This window comes from Paenibacillus sp. FSL R7-0273, from assembly GCF_000758625.1.
GTDB lineage: Bacteria > Bacillota > Bacilli > Paenibacillales > Paenibacillaceae > Paenibacillus_AQ.
On sequence record NZ_CP009283.1, the window covers coordinates 4833164 to 4857634 of the forward strand.

At 54.0% G+C, this 24471-nt stretch carries 19 protein-coding genes and 1 riboswitch; of the genes, 8 read left to right on the forward strand and 11 right to left on the reverse strand.

Annotated elements, in window-relative coordinates; translation table 11 throughout:
* The first annotated feature begins 42 nt into the window (after nucleotides 1–42).
* The gene (locus R70723_RS20870; protein ID WP_047171178.1) at nucleotides 43–1383 is read left to right on the forward strand and encodes an MFS transporter; all 1341 of its coding nucleotides are present in this window, start codon (nucleotides 43–45) and stop codon (nucleotides 1381–1383) included.
* A gap of 110 nt (nucleotides 1384–1493) precedes the next feature.
* Here the strand turns inward: R70723_RS20870 and R70723_RS20875 are convergent, their stop codons facing one another.
* Complete coding sequence (locus tag R70723_RS20875; RefSeq protein ID WP_047171179.1) at nucleotides 1494–5084, reverse strand: LPXTG cell wall anchor domain-containing protein; 3591 nt, start codon at nucleotides 5082–5084, stop codon at nucleotides 1494–1496.
* A gap of 289 nt (nucleotides 5085–5373) precedes the next feature.
* Between R70723_RS20875 and R70723_RS20880 the strand changes: the two genes are divergently transcribed.
* The gene (locus tag R70723_RS20880; protein WP_081957444.1) at nucleotides 5374–6129 is read left to right on the forward strand and encodes a YwaF family protein; all 756 of its coding nucleotides are present in this window, start codon (nucleotides 5374–5376) and stop codon (nucleotides 6127–6129) included.
* Nucleotides 6130–6218: 89 nt separating this feature from the next.
* Here the strand turns inward: R70723_RS20880 and R70723_RS20885 are convergent, their stop codons facing one another.
* The 6 genes from R70723_RS20885 to R70723_RS20910 all read right to left on the reverse strand — a co-directional run bounded on the left by R70723_RS20885 (nucleotide 6219) and on the right by R70723_RS20910 (nucleotide 13184).
* Nucleotides 6219–6650 (reverse strand): peptidylprolyl isomerase, encoded by a 432-nt coding sequence (locus R70723_RS20885; protein ID WP_039875060.1) that lies wholly within the window; start codon nucleotides 6648–6650, stop codon nucleotides 6219–6221.
* A 146-nt stretch (nucleotides 6651–6796) separates the two neighbouring features.
* Nucleotides 6797–8131: a diaminopimelate decarboxylase gene (lysA, locus tag R70723_RS20890; protein WP_039875063.1), complete on the reverse strand. Its 1335-nt coding sequence runs from the start codon at nucleotides 8129–8131 to the stop codon at nucleotides 6797–6799.
* A 198-nt stretch (nucleotides 8132–8329) separates the two neighbouring features.
* Nucleotides 8330–10030 (reverse strand): spore germination protein, encoded by a 1701-nt coding sequence (locus tag R70723_RS20895; RefSeq protein ID WP_372238244.1) that lies wholly within the window; start codon nucleotides 10028–10030, stop codon nucleotides 8330–8332.
* A 914-nt stretch (nucleotides 10031–10944) separates the two neighbouring features.
* Nucleotides 10945–11370: a stage V sporulation protein AB gene (locus R70723_RS20900; RefSeq protein WP_039875065.1), complete on the reverse strand. Its 426-nt coding sequence runs from the start codon at nucleotides 11368–11370 to the stop codon at nucleotides 10945–10947.
* Nucleotides 11367–12026: a stage V sporulation protein AA gene (locus tag R70723_RS20905; RefSeq protein WP_076418414.1), complete on the reverse strand. Its 660-nt coding sequence runs from the start codon at nucleotides 12024–12026 to the stop codon at nucleotides 11367–11369. The genes R70723_RS20900 and R70723_RS20905 overlap by 4 nt, the downstream gene beginning before the upstream one ends.
* Before the next feature lie 189 nt (nucleotides 12027–12215).
* The gene (locus R70723_RS20910) at nucleotides 12216–13184 is read right to left on the reverse strand and encodes a DMT family transporter (protein ID WP_039875070.1); all 969 of its coding nucleotides are present in this window, start codon (nucleotides 13182–13184) and stop codon (nucleotides 12216–12218) included.
* A gap of 126 nt (nucleotides 13185–13310) precedes the next feature.
* Nucleotides 13311–13460: riboswitch (FMN riboswitch) on the reverse strand.
* Nucleotides 13461–13665: 205 nt separating this feature from the next.
* Between R70723_RS20910 and R70723_RS20915 the strand changes: the two genes are divergently transcribed.
* The 3 genes from R70723_RS20915 to R70723_RS20925 all read left to right on the forward strand — a co-directional run bounded on the left by R70723_RS20915 (nucleotide 13666) and on the right by R70723_RS20925 (nucleotide 16791).
* A complete protein-coding gene (locus tag R70723_RS20915) occupies nucleotides 13666–14841 on the forward strand; it encodes a PstS family phosphate ABC transporter substrate-binding protein (protein WP_039875072.1) in 1176 nt (391 codons plus the stop codon).
* Nucleotides 14842–15170: 329 nt separating this feature from the next.
* Nucleotides 15171–15806, forward strand: coding sequence for a glycoside hydrolase family 11 protein (locus tag R70723_RS20920; protein WP_039875075.1), 636 nt, complete (start codon nucleotides 15171–15173; stop codon nucleotides 15804–15806).
* Nucleotides 15807–15915: 109 nt separating this feature from the next.
* Nucleotides 15916–16791 (forward strand): formylglycine-generating enzyme family protein, encoded by an 876-nt coding sequence (locus tag R70723_RS20925; protein ID WP_039875077.1) that lies wholly within the window; start codon nucleotides 15916–15918, stop codon nucleotides 16789–16791.
* Between the two features lie 166 nt (nucleotides 16792–16957).
* Here the strand turns inward: R70723_RS20925 and R70723_RS20930 are convergent, their stop codons facing one another.
* From R70723_RS20930 to R70723_RS20940, 3 genes are all read right to left on the reverse strand, one after another.
* Entirely contained in the window at nucleotides 16958–18430 is a 1473-nt protein-coding gene (locus tag R70723_RS20930; protein WP_039875079.1) for a carboxylesterase/lipase family protein, read from the reverse strand.
* 20 nt (nucleotides 18431–18450) lie between these two features.
* Nucleotides 18451–19641: an AI-2E family transporter gene (locus R70723_RS20935; RefSeq protein ID WP_039875082.1), complete on the reverse strand. Its 1191-nt coding sequence runs from the start codon at nucleotides 19639–19641 to the stop codon at nucleotides 18451–18453.
* Between the two features lie 117 nt (nucleotides 19642–19758).
* Complete coding sequence (locus tag R70723_RS20940; RefSeq protein ID WP_039875083.1) at nucleotides 19759–20118, reverse strand: (2Fe-2S) ferredoxin domain-containing protein; 360 nt, start codon at nucleotides 20116–20118, stop codon at nucleotides 19759–19761.
* 139 nt (nucleotides 20119–20257) lie between these two features.
* Between R70723_RS20940 and R70723_RS20945 the strand changes: the two genes are divergently transcribed.
* From R70723_RS20945 to R70723_RS20955, 3 genes are all read left to right on the forward strand, one after another.
* A complete protein-coding gene (locus R70723_RS20945) occupies nucleotides 20258–21889 on the forward strand; it encodes a helix-turn-helix domain-containing protein (RefSeq protein WP_081957445.1) in 1632 nt (543 codons plus the stop codon).
* A gap of 69 nt (nucleotides 21890–21958) precedes the next feature.
* A complete protein-coding gene (locus R70723_RS20950; RefSeq protein WP_039875085.1) occupies nucleotides 21959–22972 on the forward strand; it encodes an ABC transporter substrate-binding protein in 1014 nt (337 codons plus the stop codon).
* A 168-nt stretch (nucleotides 22973–23140) separates the two neighbouring features.
* The gene (locus R70723_RS20955) at nucleotides 23141–23368 is read left to right on the forward strand and encodes a YczF family membrane protein (RefSeq protein WP_039875086.1); all 228 of its coding nucleotides are present in this window, start codon (nucleotides 23141–23143) and stop codon (nucleotides 23366–23368) included.
* Between the two features lie 2 nt (nucleotides 23369–23370).
* On the opposite strand, the gene R70723_RS20960 is transcribed toward R70723_RS20955, so the two are convergent.
* The gene (locus R70723_RS20960; protein ID WP_039875087.1) at nucleotides 23371–24468 is read right to left on the reverse strand and encodes a GerAB/ArcD/ProY family transporter; all 1098 of its coding nucleotides are present in this window, start codon (nucleotides 24466–24468) and stop codon (nucleotides 23371–23373) included.
* Between the last annotated feature and the right edge of the window lie 3 nt (nucleotides 24469–24471).

The following is a 24471-nucleotide window of genomic DNA, read 5'->3' on the forward strand; positions in this document are numbered from 1 at the left end:
TTTAATATAACTTAACTTTTTTTCATTTGAGGAGTGCTGTATATGGTAAAAAAACCAGGCTTATGGACTGTTCCAGGCAATCGTAATATGCTGCTTTTCTTCACCGCCAAGCTCGCATCCATTCTCGGCTCAGGCATGTATACCTTTGTGGTGGGCTTGTATATCTTGAAGCTGACCGGCTCGGGAAGCAGCTTCGCAGTTACAATGGTCTGCGGAATGCTGCCCCGGATTGTGCTCGCCCCTTTTGCCGGAGTGATGGCTGACCGCATGAACCGCCGCAAGCTGCTGATTTATTCCGATTTTGCCGCTGTATTGGCGCTGCTGCTGGCCTATCTGGCTGTCTCGCTTAACGGGGTTTCGCTGCTTCCGGTCTATGTGACTCTCGTTATGCTGTCTGTATGCTCCACCTTCTACGGCATCGCCATCTCCTCTTCCCTGCTCCAGCTTGTAGAGCCAGGCTCGCTGCAGCGGGCCGGCTCACTTAATCAAACTGCCGGCTCCATCGGCAATTTGCTCGCTCCTGTACTTGGCGGTATGCTGTACGCTGTTGTTCAGCTAGAGCAGTTCATGCTGCTGAACGCAGCAGGCTTCGCAGTCTCTACCCTCATGAGCCTGGGGCTGCAGTTCAAGCCGTCAGCCAGCTCTGCTGACTCTGCAGACCCCAGCTCTTCCCCTGCTGGCCGGCCGGGCTCCCGCACCGGTCCTGCAATATTCGCAGAGTTCCGCAGCAGCATTGCCGGAGGAATCTCCTACGCATTTAAAAAGCCTGTCATCCGCGCTATTCTCATCATTGTATTCTGGGTCAATTTTTTTGTAGTAGCACTGAATGTTGTGCTGCCCTATACAGCCGTTCAGAATCTCGCCCTTTCCTCCGCCCAGTACGGATCGATTAATGCCATGCTTGCCGCCGGAATGCTGGCAATGTCACTGCTGCTGACCGTCCGCCGGCAGAGCGCCAGCCCTGCCGGCTCCCTGATCCGCGGACTGGTCCTGCTGGGCCTGCTGTTCATTGCCATGCTGCTGCCGCTGATATTTGATTTCGGGCGCACCGCCGCCTTTATCTACCTGCTCGTCCTGCTGTTCATGGTCGGCTGCACAGTCATGAATATCAATATTCCGGTCCAGGTATATCTGCAGCAGACAGTAGAGCCGGAATATCTTGGCAGGGTATTTGCAGTTGTTGAAACAGCTGGAGGGGCCATCGCACCGGCCGGAATGATTCTGTATGGATTACTGGTTGACCGGATCCCGACCTCACTGATTCTGGGCATATCCGGCTTGGCTATAATCACCGTTGCGCTGCTGGGGGCTAAGGGCCTTAAGCAGCATAGTGTTCAGGAAGCCCCGCAGGAGCTGGAGGCAGGGATACAGCTTCATAATTGAGCTCAATCATATCTGTCTGACTAAACAGCAAAGAGCCTGCGGCAATCATCTGCCGCAGGCTCCTGCTCTATAGCTGTACTGCAATAACTTATTAAAATTTAAAATTACGTTTACTGATTACGTCTGTGTCTGAACACCCGGTTCAAGATCACACCTGCAGCAATCAGTCCGGCACCCGCCAGATAGAGCGGCAGGGGACTGCTCTCTCCGGTCTGCGGCAGCCGTCCTCCTCCGGATTCCGTTACGGTTCCTCTTGGGATGGAGTCATCGTTAATGTCAATCTCCGGAGTCCCTCCGTTATCAGGAGCACCGCTGTCCGGATCGACGCCGCCCAGCGGAATCTCATCATCGACCGGAATTTCCACCGGCTCCTCCCCAGGAGTTCCCGGAGGAACCGACGGGCCAGCTGACGCCGGCGGAGTTATGGCCGGACCGGCAGGAATCTCATCATCCTCAATAATTACACCCGGTACTACAGTTCCTGGCGGAGGCGTTTCCGGTGTACCTCCCGGAATTGCCGGTGTGACTGCCGGGGTCGGCAGCGGGGTCGCCGGAGCTGAAGGGGCCGGTGATGGCGTAATGCCAGGGCCCGCTGACTCAGTTGGTACCGGTGATGCCGTCGGCGCCGGTGACTCTGTCATAGCCGGTGTTGGCGCAACAGTTGGTGTCGCCGTTGGCGCAATAGTTGGTGTTGCCGTTGGTGCCACGGTTGGTGTAGCTGTCGGGGCAACCGTCGCCGTAGGCAGCACTGCAGTGTTGTAGACGGTCAGGTTAACACCTGTTACTGAACCAATGGTCACCTGATACTCCTTAGTATCCAGTACATACCCGCTTGGAGCAGCTGTTTCAATCAGGATATAGCTGCCGAGCCAGAGGTTGTTGAACACCGTTTTTCCTGCTGCATCTGTAGTCCGTGTATTAACAAGAATACGTTCAGCGCCGTTCAGCCGGTACAGCTCAAAGGTTGCCCCAGCCAGCACCTTACCGCTATCCTGTGCATCCAGCTTGCTGACAGTCAGTGTCCCGCGCTCGCCGCTGCCGGTTCCTGAGCCGCTGGATACGCCAACGATAATTTCCGAGGTTGTATCCTTTTCAACAAGCACTACATTATTACCGGTAAATTTCGCCGTATTAGTCACTTTATCGCCGGTCTTCGCTGCGATCAGCGACTGATATTCCAGAATATAGGCTCTGTCGATGTCACGGGCAAAGCTCAGTTCGAAGCTCTGTCTGCCATCATTATCAGCCAGTATCTGCAGGGTATAATCCACACCTTTAACTAATTCGGTGCCGCTCTTGGTGATATCCCCGTTCGCAGCAGCAGCTCCAGCGTACAGCCGGAAAGAATCCGGCAGCAGAATCTGGTTATAGCTCGGTGTATCAATGATCTTTGCATCCTTCACATGGGACTGGCTGCGGTTCACCGCAAGGCTCCAGTTGATCTTATCCCCGTTCTGCAGCCCGTTCTTCAGCACATACTCTCCGCCATGCGGGATCGTCACCGAGGCAATCAGATCCTTGGATACCTTTACGGTACCGTCCAGAAGCTTAGCAGTGTTAACTACAGTACTGCCAATCAGCTGTCCTGCAAGGCTGGTCTTGAAGACAATCACATAAGGCTCGTTAATGCTGTCTGCAAATACAACCCGCAATTCATTGCCGCTTCCTACTGAGTAGGAATATGCGTTTTTGCTCAGCTCGGCCCCTCTGGAGTAATCTCCCTTGGCATCAACCTTCAGGCTGTAGACGCTCAGAGAATCCGGAACCAGGCTCTGTCCTGCGGTCAGAACATCTGAAACAATAGGTGAAGCTACTGCTTTCGCCGTATAATTAACCCCTACTGTCCAGGTCAGCTCTTTGCCGGAAGCATCATACACCCCGGTTTTGAAGCCGTTGTTCTTCCACTCGGAACGGGGAATGAATTTCCCGTTAGCACTCGTGGTCTGCGTAACGCCCTCAATATCCTTCCAGTCAATTCTGGCGGTGTTTATGAACTCGTCGGTATTACCCTTCAGCCAGTCATTGCTAAACTGGGTCGTATAGCTGATGGTATATGAACCGGTAATTGCGGTTTTGAATTTCACCTTAAACCCGGCATTCGGCACAACCGGTGTAGCATATTCCAGTGTATACGCCGATTCGCCAAGCACAGTATTGCTGGCATTCCGCACAACGATGGTTTCCGGAAGCAGCTTTTGACCGCCCTGCGGGAAGGTATCTGTGACTACTACCTCCTTCATCGGGTAGTTATCGCCGTTTATCGTAATCTTCCAGTTAGCGGTATGCTCTTTATAATCTGCACCAGAGAAGGTTTTGTAGATAATAATGGGTCTGACCAGCTGGGTGGCCGTATCACTATAGGTGCTGTCAGACACGGTATTCGTAACCGTGTGGTCCTTAAACACCCGGCCTGCCGCCCCGGTTTTGTACTCAATGAGGAATGCGGAGCTTATACCATCCGTGAACTGCAGCTTAAAGCCCTGCTTATTCTCAGCACCGGTTATACCGGTTACGGTAAAGTCCTTATTCTCAGTCAAGGCTGTTCCTTTAATGGCTTTGCCGCTGGAATCCAGCGTCACCGGATACACAACGACTGAACCGGGCACCAGCCGCTGGGAATCGTCAAATAAATCGGTGAGCACCGCGCTTTGCTGCGGGATAGCCTTCAGATTGTAATTGTATTCAATAGCCCAGGTAATGACCTGGATACCCCAATCGTAATGAACGGCCTGCTTCTTCAGGCTGCCGCCGCGCTCGACGGTCACTGTCGCAGAGGCACTGGCCGGGTCACGTCCGTCTCCGGTAAAGGTCGCGGTGTTAGTGTAGCTCGAATCGTCGCTTGTAACACCTGTGGAGTAGACCAGCCGGTACGCGCCGTTAATTACAGGATCGGCAAACCGGACAGTCAGCACACCTCCTGCAACCTCAGCAGTATATTTGCCGGCATCCAGCAATACCCCCTGCTGCACCGTGCCGTCAAGCTGGACATTCAGCTGATATACAGCCACTGTTACAGTACTGTCCAGTGTCAGGCCGGCCGGAATCGGATCGGTAATAACCGCATTCGTTACAGGCTCCAGCCGTTTATTCACATCTACAGTCCAGTCGATCCGGCCGGCATTGAAGCCGCCCGCAACACCGGACTTCCCGATCGTTGAGCCCACCTCCGGCTTGAAGGTTACAACTATGGTCTGTGAGCCGCCGTTAACCGGAAAGACGATCTGCTCGGTCGTACTCCCGCCGATCTTTGTCCGGTCAAACTTGGTATTTACACGCAGGGTTCCGTGCACGTTCCCATGGCTCTCAATGTAGCTGCTAAAAGTCATAGCCACCTCATGAGTGTCCTTGCTGATCGTGAACTGACCCGCCTGCCCGTCATCTGAGACGAGTTCGCCGCTGATATCATTGTACAGCTGGAACTGCTCAGGGAGCTTGAAGGTAAAAGTATCCCCTGCTTTATAGCTGTGTCCGTCCGGAAGCGCCCATGTATAATCTAGGGTGACGGTTGAATTCACGTCATATACGCTGCCCGTAACTGTGCTTCCGTCAGGTCCGTAAACAGCCATGGACACACTGGTAATGATGTCCGCCTCATTTTCGATCGCCGCTGCCTTAGCCTGTGAAATAAACCCGATACCGTAAGCGTATTGCACAAATAGCATAACAACCACAATCGCCAGACTAAACCTTTTTTTCACCATTCCCCGGTAGCCCCCATTTCCTGGTTTTCATTTCAAGCTCCCACCAAGGATTCTGTTCAAGATGACGCCGAACCTGCTTGTAGATGCATACTCCGCCCCAAGGCCAGTTATGTATTCCGGTCGTAATGCGTCCATCTTATGTAAACATACAGAATTCCTTCCTTTTCTGGTCAGCTTGAGCGTTATATACTTATATCACCTAAGTATAGAAGCTTAGAATCAGAATAATGTTTAAAATCGGAATATTTATTTTTGCTAAGCAAGCCTTATTTAAAAAGGAGCGACATTTGTGGACCTGATCACCTTATTCGGACGGAAGCATGAAACGGATTTCATTATGTTCTCGCTGCCGCATTTCCTTGCTCTTGGTGTGACAGCAATACTCTGCCTGCTGCTGTTCTCAGCCAGATTTGCGCTGCGTACCCGCCCTTCACTGCGGAACTCCGTCCGCTGGCTGCTGATCCTGGTGCTGCTGGCTGCAGAAGGAGGGCTGCATGCCTGGTATCTTTCCCACGGCATCTGGACAGCCCGGCATTCACTGCCGCTTGAGCTATGCGGAATTACCCTGCTCTTATCCGTTATCATGCTGCTGACCCGCAGCCGTCTGCTTTATGACTTTCTATATTTTGCCGGGATCGGCGGAGCCGTTATCGCCCTCTTAACCCCAAATCTGGTGTATCCTTTTCCCCATTTCCGTTTTGTGCTGTTCTTTACCGCCCATGCGGCAATTGTGCTGTCATCCCTGTTCATGACCTGGGCCTACGGCTACCGGCCAACCTGGCGCTCGCTGCTGTTCACGATGCTGTGTCTCAACCTGGTTGCTGCTGCCGTGTTCGGCCTGGATAAGCTGCTCGGTGCCAACTATATGTTCCTGGCGCATAAGCCCGGCACCTTCTCCGTACTCGATTATTTCGGACCCTACCCTTACTACCTGCTGGTGGAGGAGGCCTTTGCCTTTCTCATCTTCCTGATGATGTTCCTGATCTTTTTCAAGCTGCCGGAAGCCCTTAGAAGCCGGAGCACCTCCCGGAAAAGAAGTCTATAGGCTTGTACAAAAAAACAGCACCGCGCTGGAAAACCAGTGCGGTGCTGTTTCATCATCCGAAAAGGGCGCAGGCCCATGAAACGGAAATATTAGGCTTCGATAATTTCGACCGAAGTCATTTTGTCGCGGCCCTGGAAGCTGTCAACCAGCTCCATACCCTGTACTACTTTACCGAATACAGTGTGTACTCCGTCAAGGTGAGGCTGTGGTGCGTAGCAGATGTAGAACTGGCTTCCGCCTGTGTTTCTGCCGGCATGCGCCATTGCCAGTGTTCCGCGCTCGTGCTTGTTAGGGTTGATCTCACAGTTGATTGTGTAGCCTGGACCGCCGGTTCCTGATCCGTTAGGGCAGCCGCCCTGTGCCACGAAGCCAGGGATAACGCGGTGGAATACCAGACCGTTATAGAAACCGTCGTTAGCCAGCTTCTCGAAGTTGGCTACAGTGTTAGGAGCATCGTTTTCAAACAGGTCGATCAGCACTACGCCGCCGTTCTCAAGTGTTACCTTTGCTTGCTTTGCCATATGTAAATGACCCCTTCCAAAAGTTCAGATGTAGAATACGTTTATTAGTTTACTATGAAACTCCGCACAAAGCAAAGCAAGCGGGAGGGTTTCCCGCTTGCTCTGCAAATGAACCAGCTTAAAAGAACGCTGAGGGGCTCACAATCCTACTTCGCTACAGCCTGCTTGGCAATACGCTCCGGGACAATATCATTAGCGACAATGTCACCATGGCTCTCGCGGCGTACAACCAGGTCGCTCTGGCCGTTCTGCACAAAGACGACTGCCGGACGGCGGATACGGTTGTAGTTGCTGGCCATCGAATAGTTGTAGGCACCGGTGCAGGCAACTGCGAGCAGATCCCCGCTCTTAACAGCGGGAAGCTCTACATCCCAGATCAGCATATCGCCGCTCTCACAGCATTTGCCGGCGATGGATACTGTTTCTTCATTAGCTTCAGTAGCCCGGTTGGCAAGCAGTGCTTCATACTTGGATTCGTATAATGCCGGACGCGGATTGTCTGTCATACCGCCGTCAACAGCCACATATTTGCGGACTCCCGGAATCTCCTTGTTCGTGCCCACTGTGTACAGCGTAGTACCGGCATCACCGACGATGCTGCGGCCCGGCTCTACCCAGATCTGCGGCAGAGAACTGCCGATGCCGGCGAAATGTGTCTTCACAGCATCTGTAATAGCTGCGACATATTCCGAAACCAGAAGCGGTGTATCACCCTCCACATAACGGATACCAAAGCCGCCGCCGAGATTGACGACAGGGAAATCAACGTTCAGCTCTTCCTTCACCTTGCGGGTAAACTCAGCAATCCGTTCAACAGCCAGCTGGAAGCCCTCTGTTTCAAAAATCTGTGAGCCGATGTGCGAATGCACGCCCAGCAGCTGCAGATTGGCTTTATCTGAAGCCTGCTGTACAGCAGCATAGGCAGAGCCGTTACCGATATCAAAGCCGAACTTGGAATCGGTCTGGCCGGTCGAAGCATAGGCATGGTGTGCATGGGCTTCAACGCCCGGCGTTACGCGCAGCAGCACATTCACGGTTACTTCCTTGCTGGCTGCAATGGCCTGCAAAAGGCCCAGCTCCACGAGATTATCAACTACAAAGCAGCCGATCCCCGCTTCAATCGCCATCTCAATTTCATCCGGGGTCTTGTTGTTGCCGTGGAAATGAATGCGCTCAGCCGGGAATCCGGCTTCAAGTGCCGTGTACAGCTCTCCGTCTGATACCACGTCCAGTGACAGACCTTCTTCGTCAACCAGGCGGCACATCGCCATGATCGAAAACGCTTTGCTTGCATAAGCAACCTGGAAGCCGAGTCCGGAGGCTCTGAAGGCATCCATATACTCGCGGCAGCGCTGGCGGATTAATTGCTCGTCCATTATATATAGCGGGGTACCATATTCCGCCTTGAGATCGGTCACATCACATCCGCCGATTTCCAGATGTCCTGCATCATTAATCCGGCTCGTCCCGTGTAAAAACATTGTCCAGTCCTCCAATTTCCGTGGAACGTCTTAATTCCACCCTGTCTATTGTATGAAATGCTGCCCCGCAGAGTTCCAAAAACAGGCTTCGGGCTGAAACCCGGATCTCACAGGGGCTATTTAGTGTATTCAGTATAACAGACAGAGGGAACGTCATAGAATGGACTAATTTGCAGTTGATTTGTATTTTTTGTACGGCTACTTTTCGTTCCTCTGAACAGGCGGCATTCTTGTATTATCCCGCGTTTTGTTGAATGACGGCCTTGCTTTGGAGCTGAGCACCGGCTGCCGGACCAGAATGGCCCCCATGGCTTTTGCATTAAATGGTATAAACGGCCACAAATATGAGGAGTTATAGGACCGGTGCGTCGTCAGCAGTATGACAAGCAGCGTTGACCCGATCATAAAGCCCTGCACCTGGAAGGCAGCTACGGCGAGCAGCAGTGCAAGCCTGACAATCCGGTTAGCCAGCCCCAGCTCATAGCTCGGAGTCGCAAACATCCCGATGGAGGCCACCGCCATATACAGCACGACCTCGTTGACAAAAAGCCCGGTCTGCACAGCGATGTCACCCACCAGAATAGCCGCGATCAGGCCCATTGCCGAGCCCAGCGGGGTCGGCGTATGCACAGCGGCCATCCGCAGCAGATCGACCCCGAGCTCAACGATCAGAAACTGGGCCAGCAGCGGGATTTTGGCCATTTTTTGCGGACCGATGAACTCCAGCACCGCCGGCTTTAGCTCAGGATGGATAACCATCAGCATCCATAACGGAAGCAGGAACATGGAGGCAAACACCCCTATGAACCGTACCCAGCGCAGATAGGTACCCATGAACGGGGTCTGCCGGTTCTCCTCGGCATGCTGGCACAGATCGAAGAACGTCGTCGGCAGGACAATGACGCTCGGCGAGGTATCTACAAAGACAACAACCCTGCCTTCCAGCAGATGGGAAGCGACTGTATCAGGGCGCTCCGAATAGCGGACCAGCGGATATGGGTTCCAGCCCCTGCCGACGATGGCCTCCTCCAGCTGCTTGTCCGCCAGCGGGATGCCGTCGATGTCAATGCTCTTGATTTTGTCGGTAACGGCCTGCACCTGCGTCTTGTCCACAATATCATCAATATAGGCGACACAGACATCGGTCCGTGTCCGGCGTCCGACCTGATGCATCTCATATTTCAGTCCGGGATCGCGGAGTCTTCTGCGCACCAGCGCCACATTGCTGAGCAGTGTTTCTGTGAACCCGTCACGGGCCCCGCGCACCACCCGCTCAATCGAGGGCTCATCCGGGCCGCGGGCCGGGTAGGCACGGGTATCCATGATGATAACCTGGTCTTCACCCTCAATAAAGAATACGCTCATGCCCGACAGCACCTTATTGATGCTCTCACTCAGCAGCTCGCCTTTTTCCACCTGAATGTGAGGGATGTATTCGGTCATGAAGCTGCTAAGCGCACCGGTGGACACCTCGTCCGGAGTCAGGTACGTCAGCCGTTTCAGTATTTCATCAATAATAGTATCCTTGGCAAAACCGCTGATGCAGAGGAGTGCCGCCTTGCGTCCGCCGAAGGTCATTTCCCTGAACACAATGTCAAAGGAGGACCCGAGCCCCAGCACCTCCGTCAATGTCTTCTTGGTATCCTCCAGAGACTCCGGAATTTTATCATTGCCCTGCCAGTAAATGATCGATTGCTCAAGCGAGTCAGAGCGCTCCGAGTCCCGCTTCTTCTGCAGCGGATCAGTCTGTTTTTCCTGCTTCCCGCCAGCCTGCTTTCCGCTTTTTTTCGCTTTTGCAGACTTTTTGCCGTCCTGCTCTTTATCCTGCCGGCTGCTTGCAGCTTCCGCCTCCTGCCCTCCGCCGTCTTCCTCCTCCTCATCAGGCTCATCACCGAACAATCTGGCGAAGAGCCCCCTTTTTGCTGCTTCCGGCTCACCGGTACCCAGCTCACCGGATATTTCGGCATCCTGGCCGCCAGAGAATCCGCTCTCCTGCCGGCTGGAAACTCCTCCGTCCTGCTGGCCTGAATTTCTGCTCTCCTGCTGGCCCGAATTTCCGCTGTCCTGCTGCGCTGCATTCCCGCTGGCCTGGCTGCCGCTATCCTCCGTCCCGGACGCTTCCTGCTGATCCTCGTCATCGCCAAACAGCGTGGACAGGAAGCCCTTCAAGCCGCCCCCCTTCTCCGGGGTCTCTTCCTCTTCCTCTTCCTCTTCCTGTCCCCCCGTGTCCTCCCGGGCACTGCTGCTGACGGCTCCGGGGCCGTCATTAGACTCTGTGCTTTCATCAGCGTCTGCCTGCTCCTTCTCACCTTCCTGATCCGGTGTACCGGGTCCGTCGGAGGCCTGCAGATCATGGTCCCCATATCCCGTTGCTCCGGCATCTACGCCGATATCGGCCCCGTCTGCCGCTGCATCATTCGTCCGGGCAGCTTCGCCTCCAGCCCCTTCCTGGTACCCGGTACCTGTTCCTGCATCGCTGCCGCTCCCCTGACTTTGGTTATTATTACCGGATCTGCTGTCCGCAGGCCCGTTATTTACCGGCTGATTCGTATCCATTGTATCGTCTCCCTCCGCTCTGTCGGCAGCTGCAGTCACATGACCGCCTTCCGGAACCGTCAGGCCTCCCTCAAGCAGGCTGCCCAGTTCCTCCGGCGGCTCTTTCCTATCCTCCTGTACTTCCGTAGGCGGGGGACCAGAGGCCTCTCCTTTCTCGGCCTTCACCTGGTCTCCGCTGTGAATATACCTCACCAACCCGTAACCCCCTCAAAAGTTCTTCACGCCTCAGACCTGCAGAACCAGGAGCCGCAGTCCGCTTAGCGCTGGTACACAAACCAGTCAAACAATGAGCCCGCCACCTTGCCGCAGACCATGGCCATCAGCAGCCCGAACAAATATTGCGTCATATGCAGCCGTTTGGCGAGGATAGGCAGCACGTTCAATACCTCTGTCAAGGCAGCAGCCAGCATGCCGACAAAAATCCCGTCAAGCAGCCCCACCCCCAGCTCTGCCAGCGGACCGGCTGCTATTTTCCAGTTCCAGAAATCACTGACTGTTCCAAGCAGCGAGCCGCCGACCATCGCGCCCTCATACCAGTGCACTTTATTGTAGGAGGAAGTCAGCTGGGCGAGACGGGGAACCATATCCAGCACGATAAAAAGGGCAATGACCCCCCCGCCGACGGCGATTCCGGCCGCTACCCCCAGCAGCAGATGAAGCCCGAGCGAGAGCGGCGCCGTCATGGGACTTCTCCTTTTTTCCCGGAAGAGCCTTGCCGGTGCTCGAGCTTGCTGTATTCCTCATGCACTACATAATGATCGATATTTTTCTGGTACAGGAACATTTCTACCTCCAGCGGCGTCGGCTCCTCGTTCCATTTCTTTTTGAACAGGTGATTGAAAAAGACGACCATCCCGAACCCGATCCCCAGCGAATACGCCACCTGAAAAACATAAGGATGCTCATCCCGCCGCCCGGTCAGCATCTCGACAATCCGCACATGCACCTCCTGCATGCTGACATCGGCATGAAAATTCATAATCGTCAGCGCCGAGCCGAAGAACAGCAGCAGCCAGACCAGCACAAACAGGGCAATCGACGGCTTGCGCACCTCAAGCGGGCCTTCAATCTGGACAATGGTCCGCCCCTCGCCGATCGGCTGGATATCAGCTCCAGGTACAAGCTCGTGAATGCGCGGGATGATGGTCAGCAGATCAATCAGAATCAGATTCCCGTCGCTTTGCTCCGGCTGGAGCAGCAGAATGGAGTCGAGCTTCTCCCGCAGCTCGGGACCGGCAATCAGATAAGCCACATCCCGCAGCATAACCCCCTTGCCCTTGGGCACTGTAACCCGGTTCTTCAGCTGTATGTAAATTGCGGGTGCCCGCTTATCGTTCATCTTCATGCACCTCCTCAAAGGATGACAGCAGAATAACGGTAGTATGGGAGAAAGGCCTTATTTTTACTCTTAAGCACAAAAAAACCACGCAACTAAAAAAAGGATATCTTCTCAGCTGCAACAGCTGCATGAAGATATCCTTTTGTTACATTAAAGCCCTGGGGTCACTCCCCTCAGGCATATTTACGGTTAAGCGGCCTGCTTCAACTCAGTCTGCGCCTGCCTGCTCTGCTGGCTGGAAACATAGAATAAAGCGGTCCAGATCAGAGCGAACCCGACGACCTGCGCCATAGTTACCAGCTGGTGGTAGACAATCCAGTTAATCAGAATCCCGGTCATCGGAAAGCTGAGCTCTGCGAGTGTGGCAAAAGAGGCTTTGGTTGTATTCAGGCCCTTATAGTACAGCAGCATACTAAGAAGTCCGGGCAGCAGCGCCTGCAGCAGCAGATTAACTGCAACGAGTGAAGTGGCTCCCAGTCCGCCGCTCACCTGCCATGGTGCACCTTCCAGTGTAGTGAGGACGAACAGCAGAGGCAGGGCCAGTATAAAGCGCAGTGAGGTTACCGTCTCATAGCGCATGGAGCCGAGCAGGTACCGGCCCATTACAGTCGATCCGCCCCAGAGTGCGGCAGCGCCCATAGCCATCAGGCTGCCAACGCTGATAAAGTTGTTAACATGGCCGAAGGGAACCGTCCAGCCGAAGGTCAGCAGATAGGTTCCGGCCAGGGCAAGCACAATCAGAAGGCCGAAGTTGCGCGGAAGCCGTTCTTTCAGAATTACGGCAGCCAGGCCGATGGCAAATACCGGCTGCAGCTTCTGCAGCAGCAGAACAGCGTTCAGGTCGCCGCTGGACAAAGCTTTGGTGAACAGGATGGTTGCCAGTGCAGAGCCGCCCCAGGACACGACCAGCAATGCGCCTGCCTGGCGGAGTCCTACATTCTTCAACTCAGCCCGGTGGCGCCAGAGTACAGGCGCAGCTGCGATGAAAAGCACCACATGCTCCAGCAGCACAATCTGTGAGGAAGTTAATGAATCCAGCAAAATGATCCGGAACAGCGGATCGACGCCCCAGAGCGCAGCTCCCAGCACGACCAGCCAGAAGCCGCTGCGGATTGGCGCTCTGCCAATCCCTGATGATGAAGCCGTTGCATTACTCATAATTCATTCTCCTTGTCGATACAAACCCTCGATAAGAGACCAAAAGCCCCCGATCCGCCCAGCAAAGGGCAATTATCGGGGGCATCTCGAATAAAAGGCAACAGGAATACACCTGTGTCCATATTCTTTGATCCTCTCCCATCCGGACTTTACCGTCGGCTCTGGATTGTCACCAGATCAGTCAATTCCGCGTTAACAGCGGAGCTTGAGTCGCGGGCTTAGTTCGCTTTGAACATCACCGCCGGTCAGGAATTTCACCTTACCCCGAGAATCTTGTATTCCGTTATTTTTTTCACAATCTCAGGATAACTCCATTCGCTGATTTCGTCCAGTCTTTTATGAAAATATTTTGCTGTATTTCATACAGAAAGGCATGGCCTGTTCCATTTTTCAAAACAACTGGAAGATATTATGATTTTAATAAGGTATAATGGAATCATCTGTTTTTTTATATACTTTATCATTCAGAAAGAGGGTCCACGTGAAAAGATCTGTCTGGTTAAACCTGCTGTTTTCTATTGCAGCCGTAGTTCCTATCGCCTTACTGGCCTTTATCGGCTATTTTATCGTTGCCCTAATGGGCGGTTTCAGGTTCTATGCACCGCTCTCTGCTGTTGTTGCTGCCGGGCTGTGCGCCTACATCATCGCTGCCATCTTTGACTGGTTTGAGCCGCGCACCCGCGGCATTGCCTTTGCTTCATTCCTGGGACTGTGTCTGCTGGCCACCGGCGGGTATGAGATCAATAAAGCCTATGTGAACAGTCTGGCCGAAGTAAGCGAGCAGGAGGTTTCTCTTGAGCAGTATCAGCCGTTCCATGCTGAATCCAAAGCTGCCGTGCTGGACCAGCCGGCCTCCTATCAGATCACGGACACGGTACTTCCGCGTCTTGACGGGGCTACTGCGCTTTATCCGCTCTACTCCGCCTTTGTGCAGGCTGTATATCCCGAGGATAAATATGATCCGTATGATTTTGAGGGCAGTCCGGTAGTGTGCTCCTCTACCTCATATGCCTATAAGCGGCTGATCTCCGGAGAGACAGACATCATCTTTACCGCCACCCCTTCACTCGCCCAGGAAAAAGAGGCGAAGCTGGCCGGCCGCGAGCTGGTGCTGACACCGATCGGCCGTGAAGCCTTTGTCTTTTTCGTCAACAAGCGTAATCCGGTAAACAGCCTGAGCACGGAGCAGATTATGGACATCTACTCCGGCGGGCTGACCAACTGGAAGGAAGCAGGCGGCCGGAATGACCGGATCCGGGCCTTTCAGCGTGATGAGGGCAGCGGAAGCCAGTCCATGCTCCAAAAAATCATGCAGGACCGCACCCTGATGCAGCCTCCGTCTGAGGATGTGATGGGCCTGATGAGCGGTATTATCTCCCGGACCTCCAATTACCGTAACTACAAAAACGCTATCGGCTTCAGCTTCCTCTACTATGCCTCCCAGATGAACAGCAGCGACGAGCTTAAGCTGCTTGCAATAGACGGGATTGAGCCGAACAGAGAGAACATCAGCAGCGGAGCTTACCCGTACACAGTGAATTTTTATGCTGTAACAACAGGAACACCTTCTCCTAAGCAGCAGGAGTTCCTCGACTGGATCGTGTCTCCCGAGGGACAGGAGCTGGTGGCTAAGACCGGGTACGTGCCGGTTAACTAACTGCAGAATTTCTTTGCTTTAAAGGAAAAGGGAATTTGAAAAGGGAGTGTTCCGGATTATCCGGGAGCACTCCCTTTTTGCGCCGGACAGCCTGACGGGTGAATCTCTAATATATGTAAAAATCCGGGTAACACCTTTAATTTGGTAAATAGTAATGATAGCGCTGTTATTCTATAATCATCTCGTATTCTAGCAAATATGCCGAGAGACCCACCGGAAGGAGATGAAGCGGCGGCAGGGGATAAGCGCAAATCCGCATTCCGAAAAGCACATTCTCAGGCAAGGCAATGAACCAATGAACACCCCATCAAACTCTAGGAGGCTTTCCCATGTTCAAGTTTAAAAAGGCAGTTACAGCACTTCTTACAGCTTCAATGGCTTTTGGCATGTTTGCAGCAACGGCAGGAGCAGCAGCGACTGATTACTGGCAGAACTGGACTGACGGCGGAGGAACTGTAAACGCTGTCAATGGAACTGGAGGTAATTATAGCGTTAATTGGTCTAATACAGGTAATTTCGTGGTCGGTAAAGGCTGGAATACCGGATCGGCTAGCCGGACTATTAATTACAATGCCGGTGTATGGTCACCGTCAGGCAATGCCTATTTGACGCTCTACGGATGGACCCGCAACTCACTGATCGAATACTACGTCGTTGACAGCTGGGGAACCTACCGGCCTACCGGTACTTATAAAGGTACCGTTACGAGTGATGGCGGCACCTATGATATCTATACAACTACGCGGACTAATGCGCCGTCCATCGACGGCACCGCGACCTTCACCCAGTTCTGGAGCGTCCGGCAGTCGAAACGGGCAACCGGCAGCAACGTTGCGATTAATTTCGCTAACCATGTGAATGCCTGGAAGAGCAAGGGCATGAATCTGGGCAGCAGCTGGTCCTACCAGGTGCTGGCTACCGAAGGCTACCAGAGCAGCGGCAGCTCCAATGTAACGGTGTGGTAAGGATTTAACCACATATGGCCGAGAGCCGTCCGGTTGCCGCCGGGCGGCTTGCTGCCGGAGATACATACGGCAGCCCCAGCTCTTCTAGCCACATAAAGGAGAATGATTCATGAGCAAACTGTGGCATGTCCTCGCGATTGCCCTGACGGCCCTGCTCTGCGGTTGTTCGCAGGAGCAGTCTGCTCCTCCTAAGCCTACGGATGAACCTGTCCAGGAGGACAGCCTGGTATTGATACAAGGCGGAACATTTGTCAGCACCCTGACCCATTACGCTGTTCAAGGCGTCACCCTCCCTGATTTCTATATCGGCAAGTATGAGGTTACGCAGCAAGAATGGATAGATGTCATGGGTGGCAACCCATCCTTATTCAAGGGCAGCCGCCTGCCGGTGGAAATGGTCAGCTGGTATGACGCTGTGGAGTACTGCAATAAACGGAGTACTCAAGAGGGATTTGAACCTTATTATGTGATCGATACAAAGACCCGCGACCCGGCCAATAAAAGCGGGAGCGATGTGCTGAAATGGACAGTAACGCTCAACACGGACGCGGACGGCTACCGGCTGCCGACGGAGGCCGAATGGGAATATGCCGCAAGCGGCGGACAGTTAAGCCAAGGCTATACCTACAGCGGCAGCAACAATGCAGATGATGTGGCGTGGTACTGGCGGAATGCCGGCGACCGTTATTTATCGGGAGATTGGCTCTGGCCAGTCATTGAGCACAATAACAACAGCACCAAAACCGGCGGAGGCAGGAAGCCCAATGAGTACGGGCTCTATGATATGTCCGGCAATGTGCGGGAATGGTGCTGGGACTGGTACAGCGAAGCGGATGCCGAGGGCGGAGCCTACCGCATCGTAAAAGGCGGCGGCTGGATCGGTGATGTAAGCAATAACGCAGTTTCGTTTCGGGGCAAATTCGAGCCCGGCGGGTATGGGCCCGATCAGGGGCTCCGGGTGGTCCGGGCGGCCGGAGCGGAATAGCGGATACCGGAAGAAAATAAAGGAATAGACGGTTTTCTGGAGCCTGTAGCCCATAAAAGCAACATTTCAGTCTATCATTTTGTTTTCTTACTGTGTTCATTCAGTCTGAAAACGCAAAGAAATCCGCCAGGACCTCCCTGGCGGATTTCTTGTTCAATCATCAGCTTCAGTCCTGCCTGGAAGTCTGCAGTGCGGACAGCAGCCGTCTGCGCTTCTCGCGGTCCGGGTCAGTCTGCACCTGAAGGCTCGGCCCGAAGATCATCGTAGCGCGCTCGCCGGGCACGTATCCCGGCCAGCTCAGGCCGGCCGCCTCCGGGCTGCCCCGGTGCGCAAAAGCAGTCCAGGCTGCCTGCATCCGCTCTGCCAGTGCACTGAGCTCAGGGCTGACGGACACGCCGTACTGATGCAGCAAATCTATCGTGTTGAACACGTAATAGATTTCTGCACCGTGCACCGCCTTGTCCAGCAGCGGATGGCCGGGGATGGTCCAGTCGAACCGGTACATCCAGACCGGCGCATGCTCCAGCTGCCGCTCCGCAAAGGCAATCGAGCTGTCCCAGAAGTACAGGTCGGTCATCATCTCCGCCTGCCCCTCCCAGTTATGCGGATAATGGCTGGCGAGCTCCGCCAAATTATCCACACCCAGCATCAGCTCAAGCGCCTTGAGCGACTGGTCAAAGCCTGCCCCCTCGCGGTCGCCCCGGAAGAACAGATGGCCTTCATGCAGATTCGTGCCGATCATCAGCGGAATGCCGGCGGCCGCGCCTCCGGCTATGGCCTCAGCCGGCTCCACCGGCAGGGTTGCCGGGTCAATCAGCGGCTGGAACAGCAGGCTGAGCGAATTGCCGGCCACCTTATAAACCATCCGGGCCGCAGCTGCCAGAATATCCTCTGCAGGAGCCGCCTGCAGAGAAGCGGTATCACCGCCAAGCTCTGCCAGGAAGGCCGCTGCAATCTGTGCGCCGGCCTCCGGCTTCATTGTCTGCGCTGCACCGCTCTGCATAATGGCACCGGTGAACAGGCCCTTCGCAGCCGGCATCGCCAGCAGCGCGGCAATACTCATGCTGCCGGCGGATTCACCGAACACCGTTACCTGCTCCGGATTCCCCCCGAAGCCGGCGATATTATCCTTCACCCACTGCAGGGCAGCAATCTGGTCCAGCAGGCCAAGATTTGATTCATATTCTCCGAGCGGTGACAGATGCAAAAAGCCAAACGGCCCCAGCCGGTAATTGACGGTTACCACAATCACCCGGCCGGCATCAGCCATCCTTGTCCCGTCGAACATCGGCTGGCTGCCTGCCCCCGTCAGAAAGGTCCCGCCGTGAATCCAGACCATCACCGGCAGAGGCTTCTGCTCTCCGGCCGGTGCCCAGACGTTCAAATACAGGCAGTCCTCCGAGAAGACCGGCTGCGTACCGCCGAACCGGATGCTGCTTGAGCTCGGCGGCTGATGTGCCGCCGGGCCGAATTCCACCGCATCCCTGACCAAATCCCAGGGCTCAGGCGGCTGCGGGGCGCGGAAGCGCAGCTCCCCGACTGGCGGCGCCGCAAACGGGATGCCGCGCCAGATGTTCACTCCGCCGCTGTGCGTCCCCTGCACTTTTCCGTAAATTGTATGAGCCACGGGTCTGTTCATCTAACAATCATCCTCTCACGCTATTCCTTGGCAGGCTGTTCCTGCTCCACTTCTTTTGCAGCTTCAACTCTGTATAGCCCGGAACGGAACCGGAACCACTGAAAAATATGGGTAACGACAACTTTGAGCACGGCATACCCCGGAACAGCCAGAATGATACCGAGCACACCGAACATTTTACCGGCAAATATGATCACAAAAATAATAGTAATCGGGTGAATCTTCAGCGATTTGCCCATGATCTGCGGCGAGATAAATTTCCCTTCAATAAGCTGGACAGCAGTCCAGACAAAAATCATCTTCAGCAGCATGAACGGGGAGGTGACCAGTGCCACAATCAGGGCTGGAGTAATCGCAATGGCCGGACCCAGATAAGGGACAACTGCGGTACACGCCGCAACAATAGCAAGCACCAGTGAATACTCAAGGCCGATGATCAGATAGCCTATGTACAACAATGCGCCAATACAGCAGCTGACAATGATCTGCCCGCGGATGTAAGAAGCCACCTGGCTGTTCATTTCCTTCATAACGAGACGGGTCTGCGGCTGGAGGGCGTTTGGGATAAACCGCATCAGATAATCCGGCAGGCGCTTACCGTCACGCAGCAGATAGAACAGGATAAACGGTGTAGTCACCACAGCCAGAACGACCTCCGTCAGGGCACCGACAAAATTACCGACACCGCTTGCCGCACCATTAAGGAATGAGGTGGCCCAAGTGGTTGCTCTGCTCATCAAGTCTCCAAAATCAAGGCTTGTGCCCACACCCACATTTTCCTGAATCCGCCCGAACAGCTCGCTGCCGGTCAGATTAATGAACTCATCCTGGATCTGCTCGCTGTATCTTGGAAAATTATCGATCAAACCAATAAGCTGTGTGCGGATAATCGGAATTACGGTCAGCAGAATAAGCGTGACAATCCCGGCAATAGCCAAGTACAGAATGACTATACCGTAAGCCCGTTTGATTCTGCTCCTGGACTCCATCCGGTCTACTAGCGGATTCAGCAGATAATAGGCAATTCCCGACAGCAGCAGCGGTGCTGCCACCGTATGGAGCAATGCCGACACCGGCTTAAATATAAACGGAACCTTGGAAAACACAAGAATGTTAATGCCGATCAGCAGTACAATCAGTAATGTTACAACAAATCTGTTATTCAGAAAAAATCGCTTAAACCGTTCGGGCCATACCTGCAGCCTCTCCATCTCCCTGGCTCCCCCCTGCAACAATCCTTCATCTAATAGTGTGATAAAATGCACTTGCTATAAGCATAGTCAACGCAGGCCCTGCAAGTCAAATATTCACCTTTAACCCTTAACTTATCACTTCTTCTTCTTCCCCTTGGTACCCCTGGCAGAAGCCGCGGTGAACTGGCCGTCATACGTATAAACGATATTGTCCTCCAGCCGCTCTCCCTCCAGCAGCCTACGCACAAGCGCTTTACCTGATTTCGGGGTCATCTCCCGGTACCATACCCCATCGGGATATGAGATCACAACACAGGCATCGGAGCATCTCCCGTTGCAGCGGGTTACAGTTGTATGAATAAGGCCTCCGGCTCCCTGCTTGTCAATTTCGTCTTCGATTGCTTCGGCTACTTCCTCGCCCTTGTTCTTTCTGCAGCTGCTGCCGTTACAGATCAGCAGGTGGCTTACCGTTCCTTGCAGGTTCCAGGTCGTCACAGGCAATCCCCCTCTTATTACTCCATTTTACCCTGATCTCGGATTATTCTAAACTTTACGTATCTGCCGGAGGATCGTCAATAGCCAAAAAACTTGCTATACTCTAATTGAGAACTATTATCATATGAAATGAGGGAATATGAAAATGACCGATCTTCCTTCCGGCAGCCCTTTCCCGCATTCAGCAGGCTTCCAGATCCCCAGCCGGATCGTTAATCTGTCCGGACTATCGGCAGGCAGCGGGCCGGGTGACCCGGCACCTTACTCTATCCTGATGATCGTATCCGGCGGCAGCGGCATTATTGATATAGAAGGTACTGAGCATATCCTCTCCACAGGTGCAATGCTGTGCTGCAAAAGCAGCCTGCCGTTCTCTCTGAATGCCCAGTACAGTCTCCAGGGGGTATGGATTGAATATTACGCGGCACTCCCGCCGGAGCAGGAAGACATAAGCCCCTTAAACAGCAGCAGGCTGCACAGCGAAGCCCCCGCAGCACTCTGCAGCCTGGCCTGCAGGCTGCTGCAGAAATGGAATGAGCCGTCAGAGGACAACCCGTTTGCTGTCCAGCTGCTGTTCACTGAGCTGCTGGCCGGCCTCTACAGCCTGCTGGCTCGAATTCTGCATCCGCAGGAGCACTGGCTTGACCGTGTTCTGCAATACATAGATGAACATTACAATGAGGATCTGACCAGAGCACAGCTGGCCGAGCTGGCCGGGGTCAGCCCGGAGCATTTCTCAAGGACCTTCCGCAAGGCCACCGGCCGCTCCTTCAGTGAGCATTTGACCCTGCAGCGGATCCGCCGGGTCCAGCAGCGCCTGCTGACTGAATCACAGAGCCTCAGCACGCTGGCACTTGAGGTGGGCTACAGCGAGGGTACTTATCTCAGCCGTAAATTCAAGCAGGTGGTGGGCGTTTCACCTGCTGCCTATCACCGCAAGGCCAAAAGGATTGCCTCGCTGAATTTCAATCATACCGCCAGTCTTAGGGCGCTGGAAATTCTGCCTGAGCTGGGTGTATATTCCGGCTGGATGAAACAGCTTGAGCTTGTGCCGGCCTACCCCGGACTGCGGGCAGAAGGTACCAACGGCACTGATCTGTACCGTTCGGTAGCCGCTGCGAAGCCCGATGTCATTATCAGCTATGCGCTGCCCGGAGAACGTGAGCAGCTTCTGCCGGTGGCTCCGGTCATTGAGCTGCCTTATATGCAGATGGGCTGGCGGGAGCAGTTCACAGCCATCGCGGATATCACCGGCCGCAGGCTCCAGGCTGAAGCCTGGCTCAGCCGGTATGATGAGCTGTGCTGCCGTTCCAACCGGGAGCTGGACCGGCTGATCGGCCCGCGCGGGACCGCCGTTGCCTGGGAGGTTGGCGGAGCGGCAGCCTACTGCTACAGCAGCAGCTATGGACACGGGTCCCAGATCCTTTACGGTGATCTCGGGTTCAGTCCGCCTGCCGCCTTACTTGAGCAAGGCCTGCTCGGTAACGGGTATCTTGAGGCTCCAATGGAAAGCCTGCCGGATTATAACGCAGACCATATCTTCATTACCAGCGGCCCTTCTACGCCTGCCGGACACGAGCGCTTCAGCCGCATGCTGCATTCTCCGCGCTGGCAGGCGCTTGCTGCCGTCCGTAACAATCGGGTTTATCTTGTGGACCAGACGGAGATGTTTTATGGCTTTGATCCCCTGTCTTCACTGGCACAGCTGAATACGCTAATGCAAACGATAAGATCACAAATTTACATGGAGCGTGATCACATCCGGCCATAGTCTTCACGGGCCATAATCTGTAAAGTGTAAATGAGAATGATAATCAATATACATAAGGGGGCAATAACTTTGAATGACCGGCAGTACGGCAGCACACACCGCAAAACACGAAAATACTGGATCCTCTTTCCTCTGCTGCTGACCCTGGCCCTTGTAGCATCGGCCTGCGGAAATAGCACCACAGCTAACGAAACAGCCCATTCAGGGGACAGCGTCACTGCCACCGCATCCCCGGTGCCGGCAGCAACGGCTGCACCTGATGCCTTCAAAACCGTTACAACCGTCAACGGTGAAATCGAAATACCTGCGGAGCCGAAACGCATCGTAGCCGAAGAATATCTCGGCAGCCTCATTGCCCTGGGAACGATTCCCGTCGGAGCGCCGGGTCTGACGCTGGAAAACGTCTATTTTAAAGAAGCGCTTGCCGGTGTTGCAGATACCGGAACCTACGGAAAGATGTCTCCGGAGAATATTATTGCACTGGAGCCTGATTTGATTATCTCAGGTATGGCCGACAGCTATGAAACACTGAGCCAGATTGCTCCGACAGTCATTGTTCCTTACGGTGACCTGAAGAATGCCCATGAGGAGCTGACTTATTTCGGGGAGCTGCTGGGCAAGGAGCAGGAAGCCAAAGACTGGCTGGCCGACTATGATACACGTATTGCCGCAGCCAAAGCTAAAGTTGACGCTGCTATTCCGGCCGAGGCCTCCTTCAGTATTCTGGAGCATGCCGAAAAGTCTACCTGGGCTTACGGCGACAACTTTGGCCGCGGCGGACAGGCTGTCTACCAGGCGCTTGGACGCAAGCCTCCGGCAGCAGTAGCGGAAGAGATTATGGAGAAGCAGTGGGCGGAAATTTCTACAGAGCTGCTGCACAGCTACGCGGGTGATTACCTCATCGTAACAGACAACAACCTCACTGCTGATGATTTTAAAAAGGATCCGGTCTGGGGCAGTCTGCCTGCGGTCAAAAATGGTCAGCTTTATGTATGGAAGGAAGAGCGCTCCTGGTATTATGATCCGATTGCCGTCCTCTCCCAGACTGAAGAGCTGGCTGACTGGCTCACTTCAGCACAATAACAATACACGGCTAACAGGTCTTTACTGGCTTGCTGGCCGTGTTTTTTTGAGAGACTGCCTCTTCTATGACGCTTCTTACTTAACTGAAGGCAAGGTGACTACCTTTTCCGGCAAATGGGGATAATACCTTTGTCTGCCGCTCTGGCAGCAGGAGGAGGATAGTTAGACATGAAAATCATCGCGGTTTATCTGGTGCTCGCCCTTTTGACGATGGGGATGATTGTTGGCGTGGATATGCTTGGCGGAACCCCCATGGCCCGTTCCCTGCACTCCCTGAGTACCGTATTTGCCACCACAACGCTGCAGGAAGCCTTCTGTATGATTGTCTTTGCAGCCCTGCCGGTTCTTGTTGCCGCAGCAGATCTATTCAAACCCCGTAAGCCCACACGCAAATAAGTCTACCGGTACCAGCCGAACCGCCGCCGGATATGATGCACGACAAACAGCAGAACCGGAATCACCGCACACAGGAGGGGCAGGATGTTCTCCAGAAATACCTTGCCGTCATTCATATGCAGCGGAAAATTCTCGGCACTTACAAACGAGCTGTAAAGCACCACCGACCCCACTGGAATAACGAGCCTCCGGGGCTCTTTGACATGAAATAAATCGGCCGCAATCGAGACCGCCGCATAGCAGTAAATGGACATTTTGAAAAAGACCCCGATAATCAGCGTCAGAATGACCAGAGCGTCAAGCCGCTGCAGAAAATTAGCCACATTAACGAGCGTAATGGTCGTAAACATCGGAAAGGTGGTCCGGCTGTAAATATCCTCACCCAGCACCGACATTTCCACCGCATGCGTAAAGCTGAGCAGAATGGAGCTCAGAGCAATGGCACCGGCGCCGGTTTTACGGATTTTATTTTTCGAATTAAAATGCGGCAGAATTGCCGTAAAGCAAACCAGCTCCCCGTACGGGAAAATCCAGATGTTCGGATATGCTGATTTCAGTGCCTCCACCCACTCCCCGGGATGAATCGGAAACAGATTCTTGAACTGCACCAGGCCGGCTATAATCACCACGAAATTCGCAATCATTCCCATAAAGACAATCAGCCAGAAATAGATTTCTGCCGTTCTTGAGAACACCTCGATTCCCTGATACAGGATGTACATAACCGCAATAACCATAATCGAGTTGATAATAAAAATCGGTGTCCGGTCATACGACGAGGAGATCAGCAGATCACCGGCCTCACGCAGATTCCGCGAGCCGTTGTAGGTCAAGACTGGCAGGTACAGCAGGCTGAGCGGCCAGCCGATCCATTTACCGAGAATTTTCCGCGTATACCCGCTGATTACGAGATCCGGAAACTGGCGGTACAGGTAGGCGTACACAAGATACAGAAGGATGCCGCCGGGCAGCGCCAGCAGGATGGAGATCCATACCGCATGCCCGCTCTCCAGGCCGATAGGCACAACCACCGCCGTCCCCAGCTCAAACAGAACGATCATCGCAAATAATTGAAACGGTCCAATGACTTCCTTACGCATACT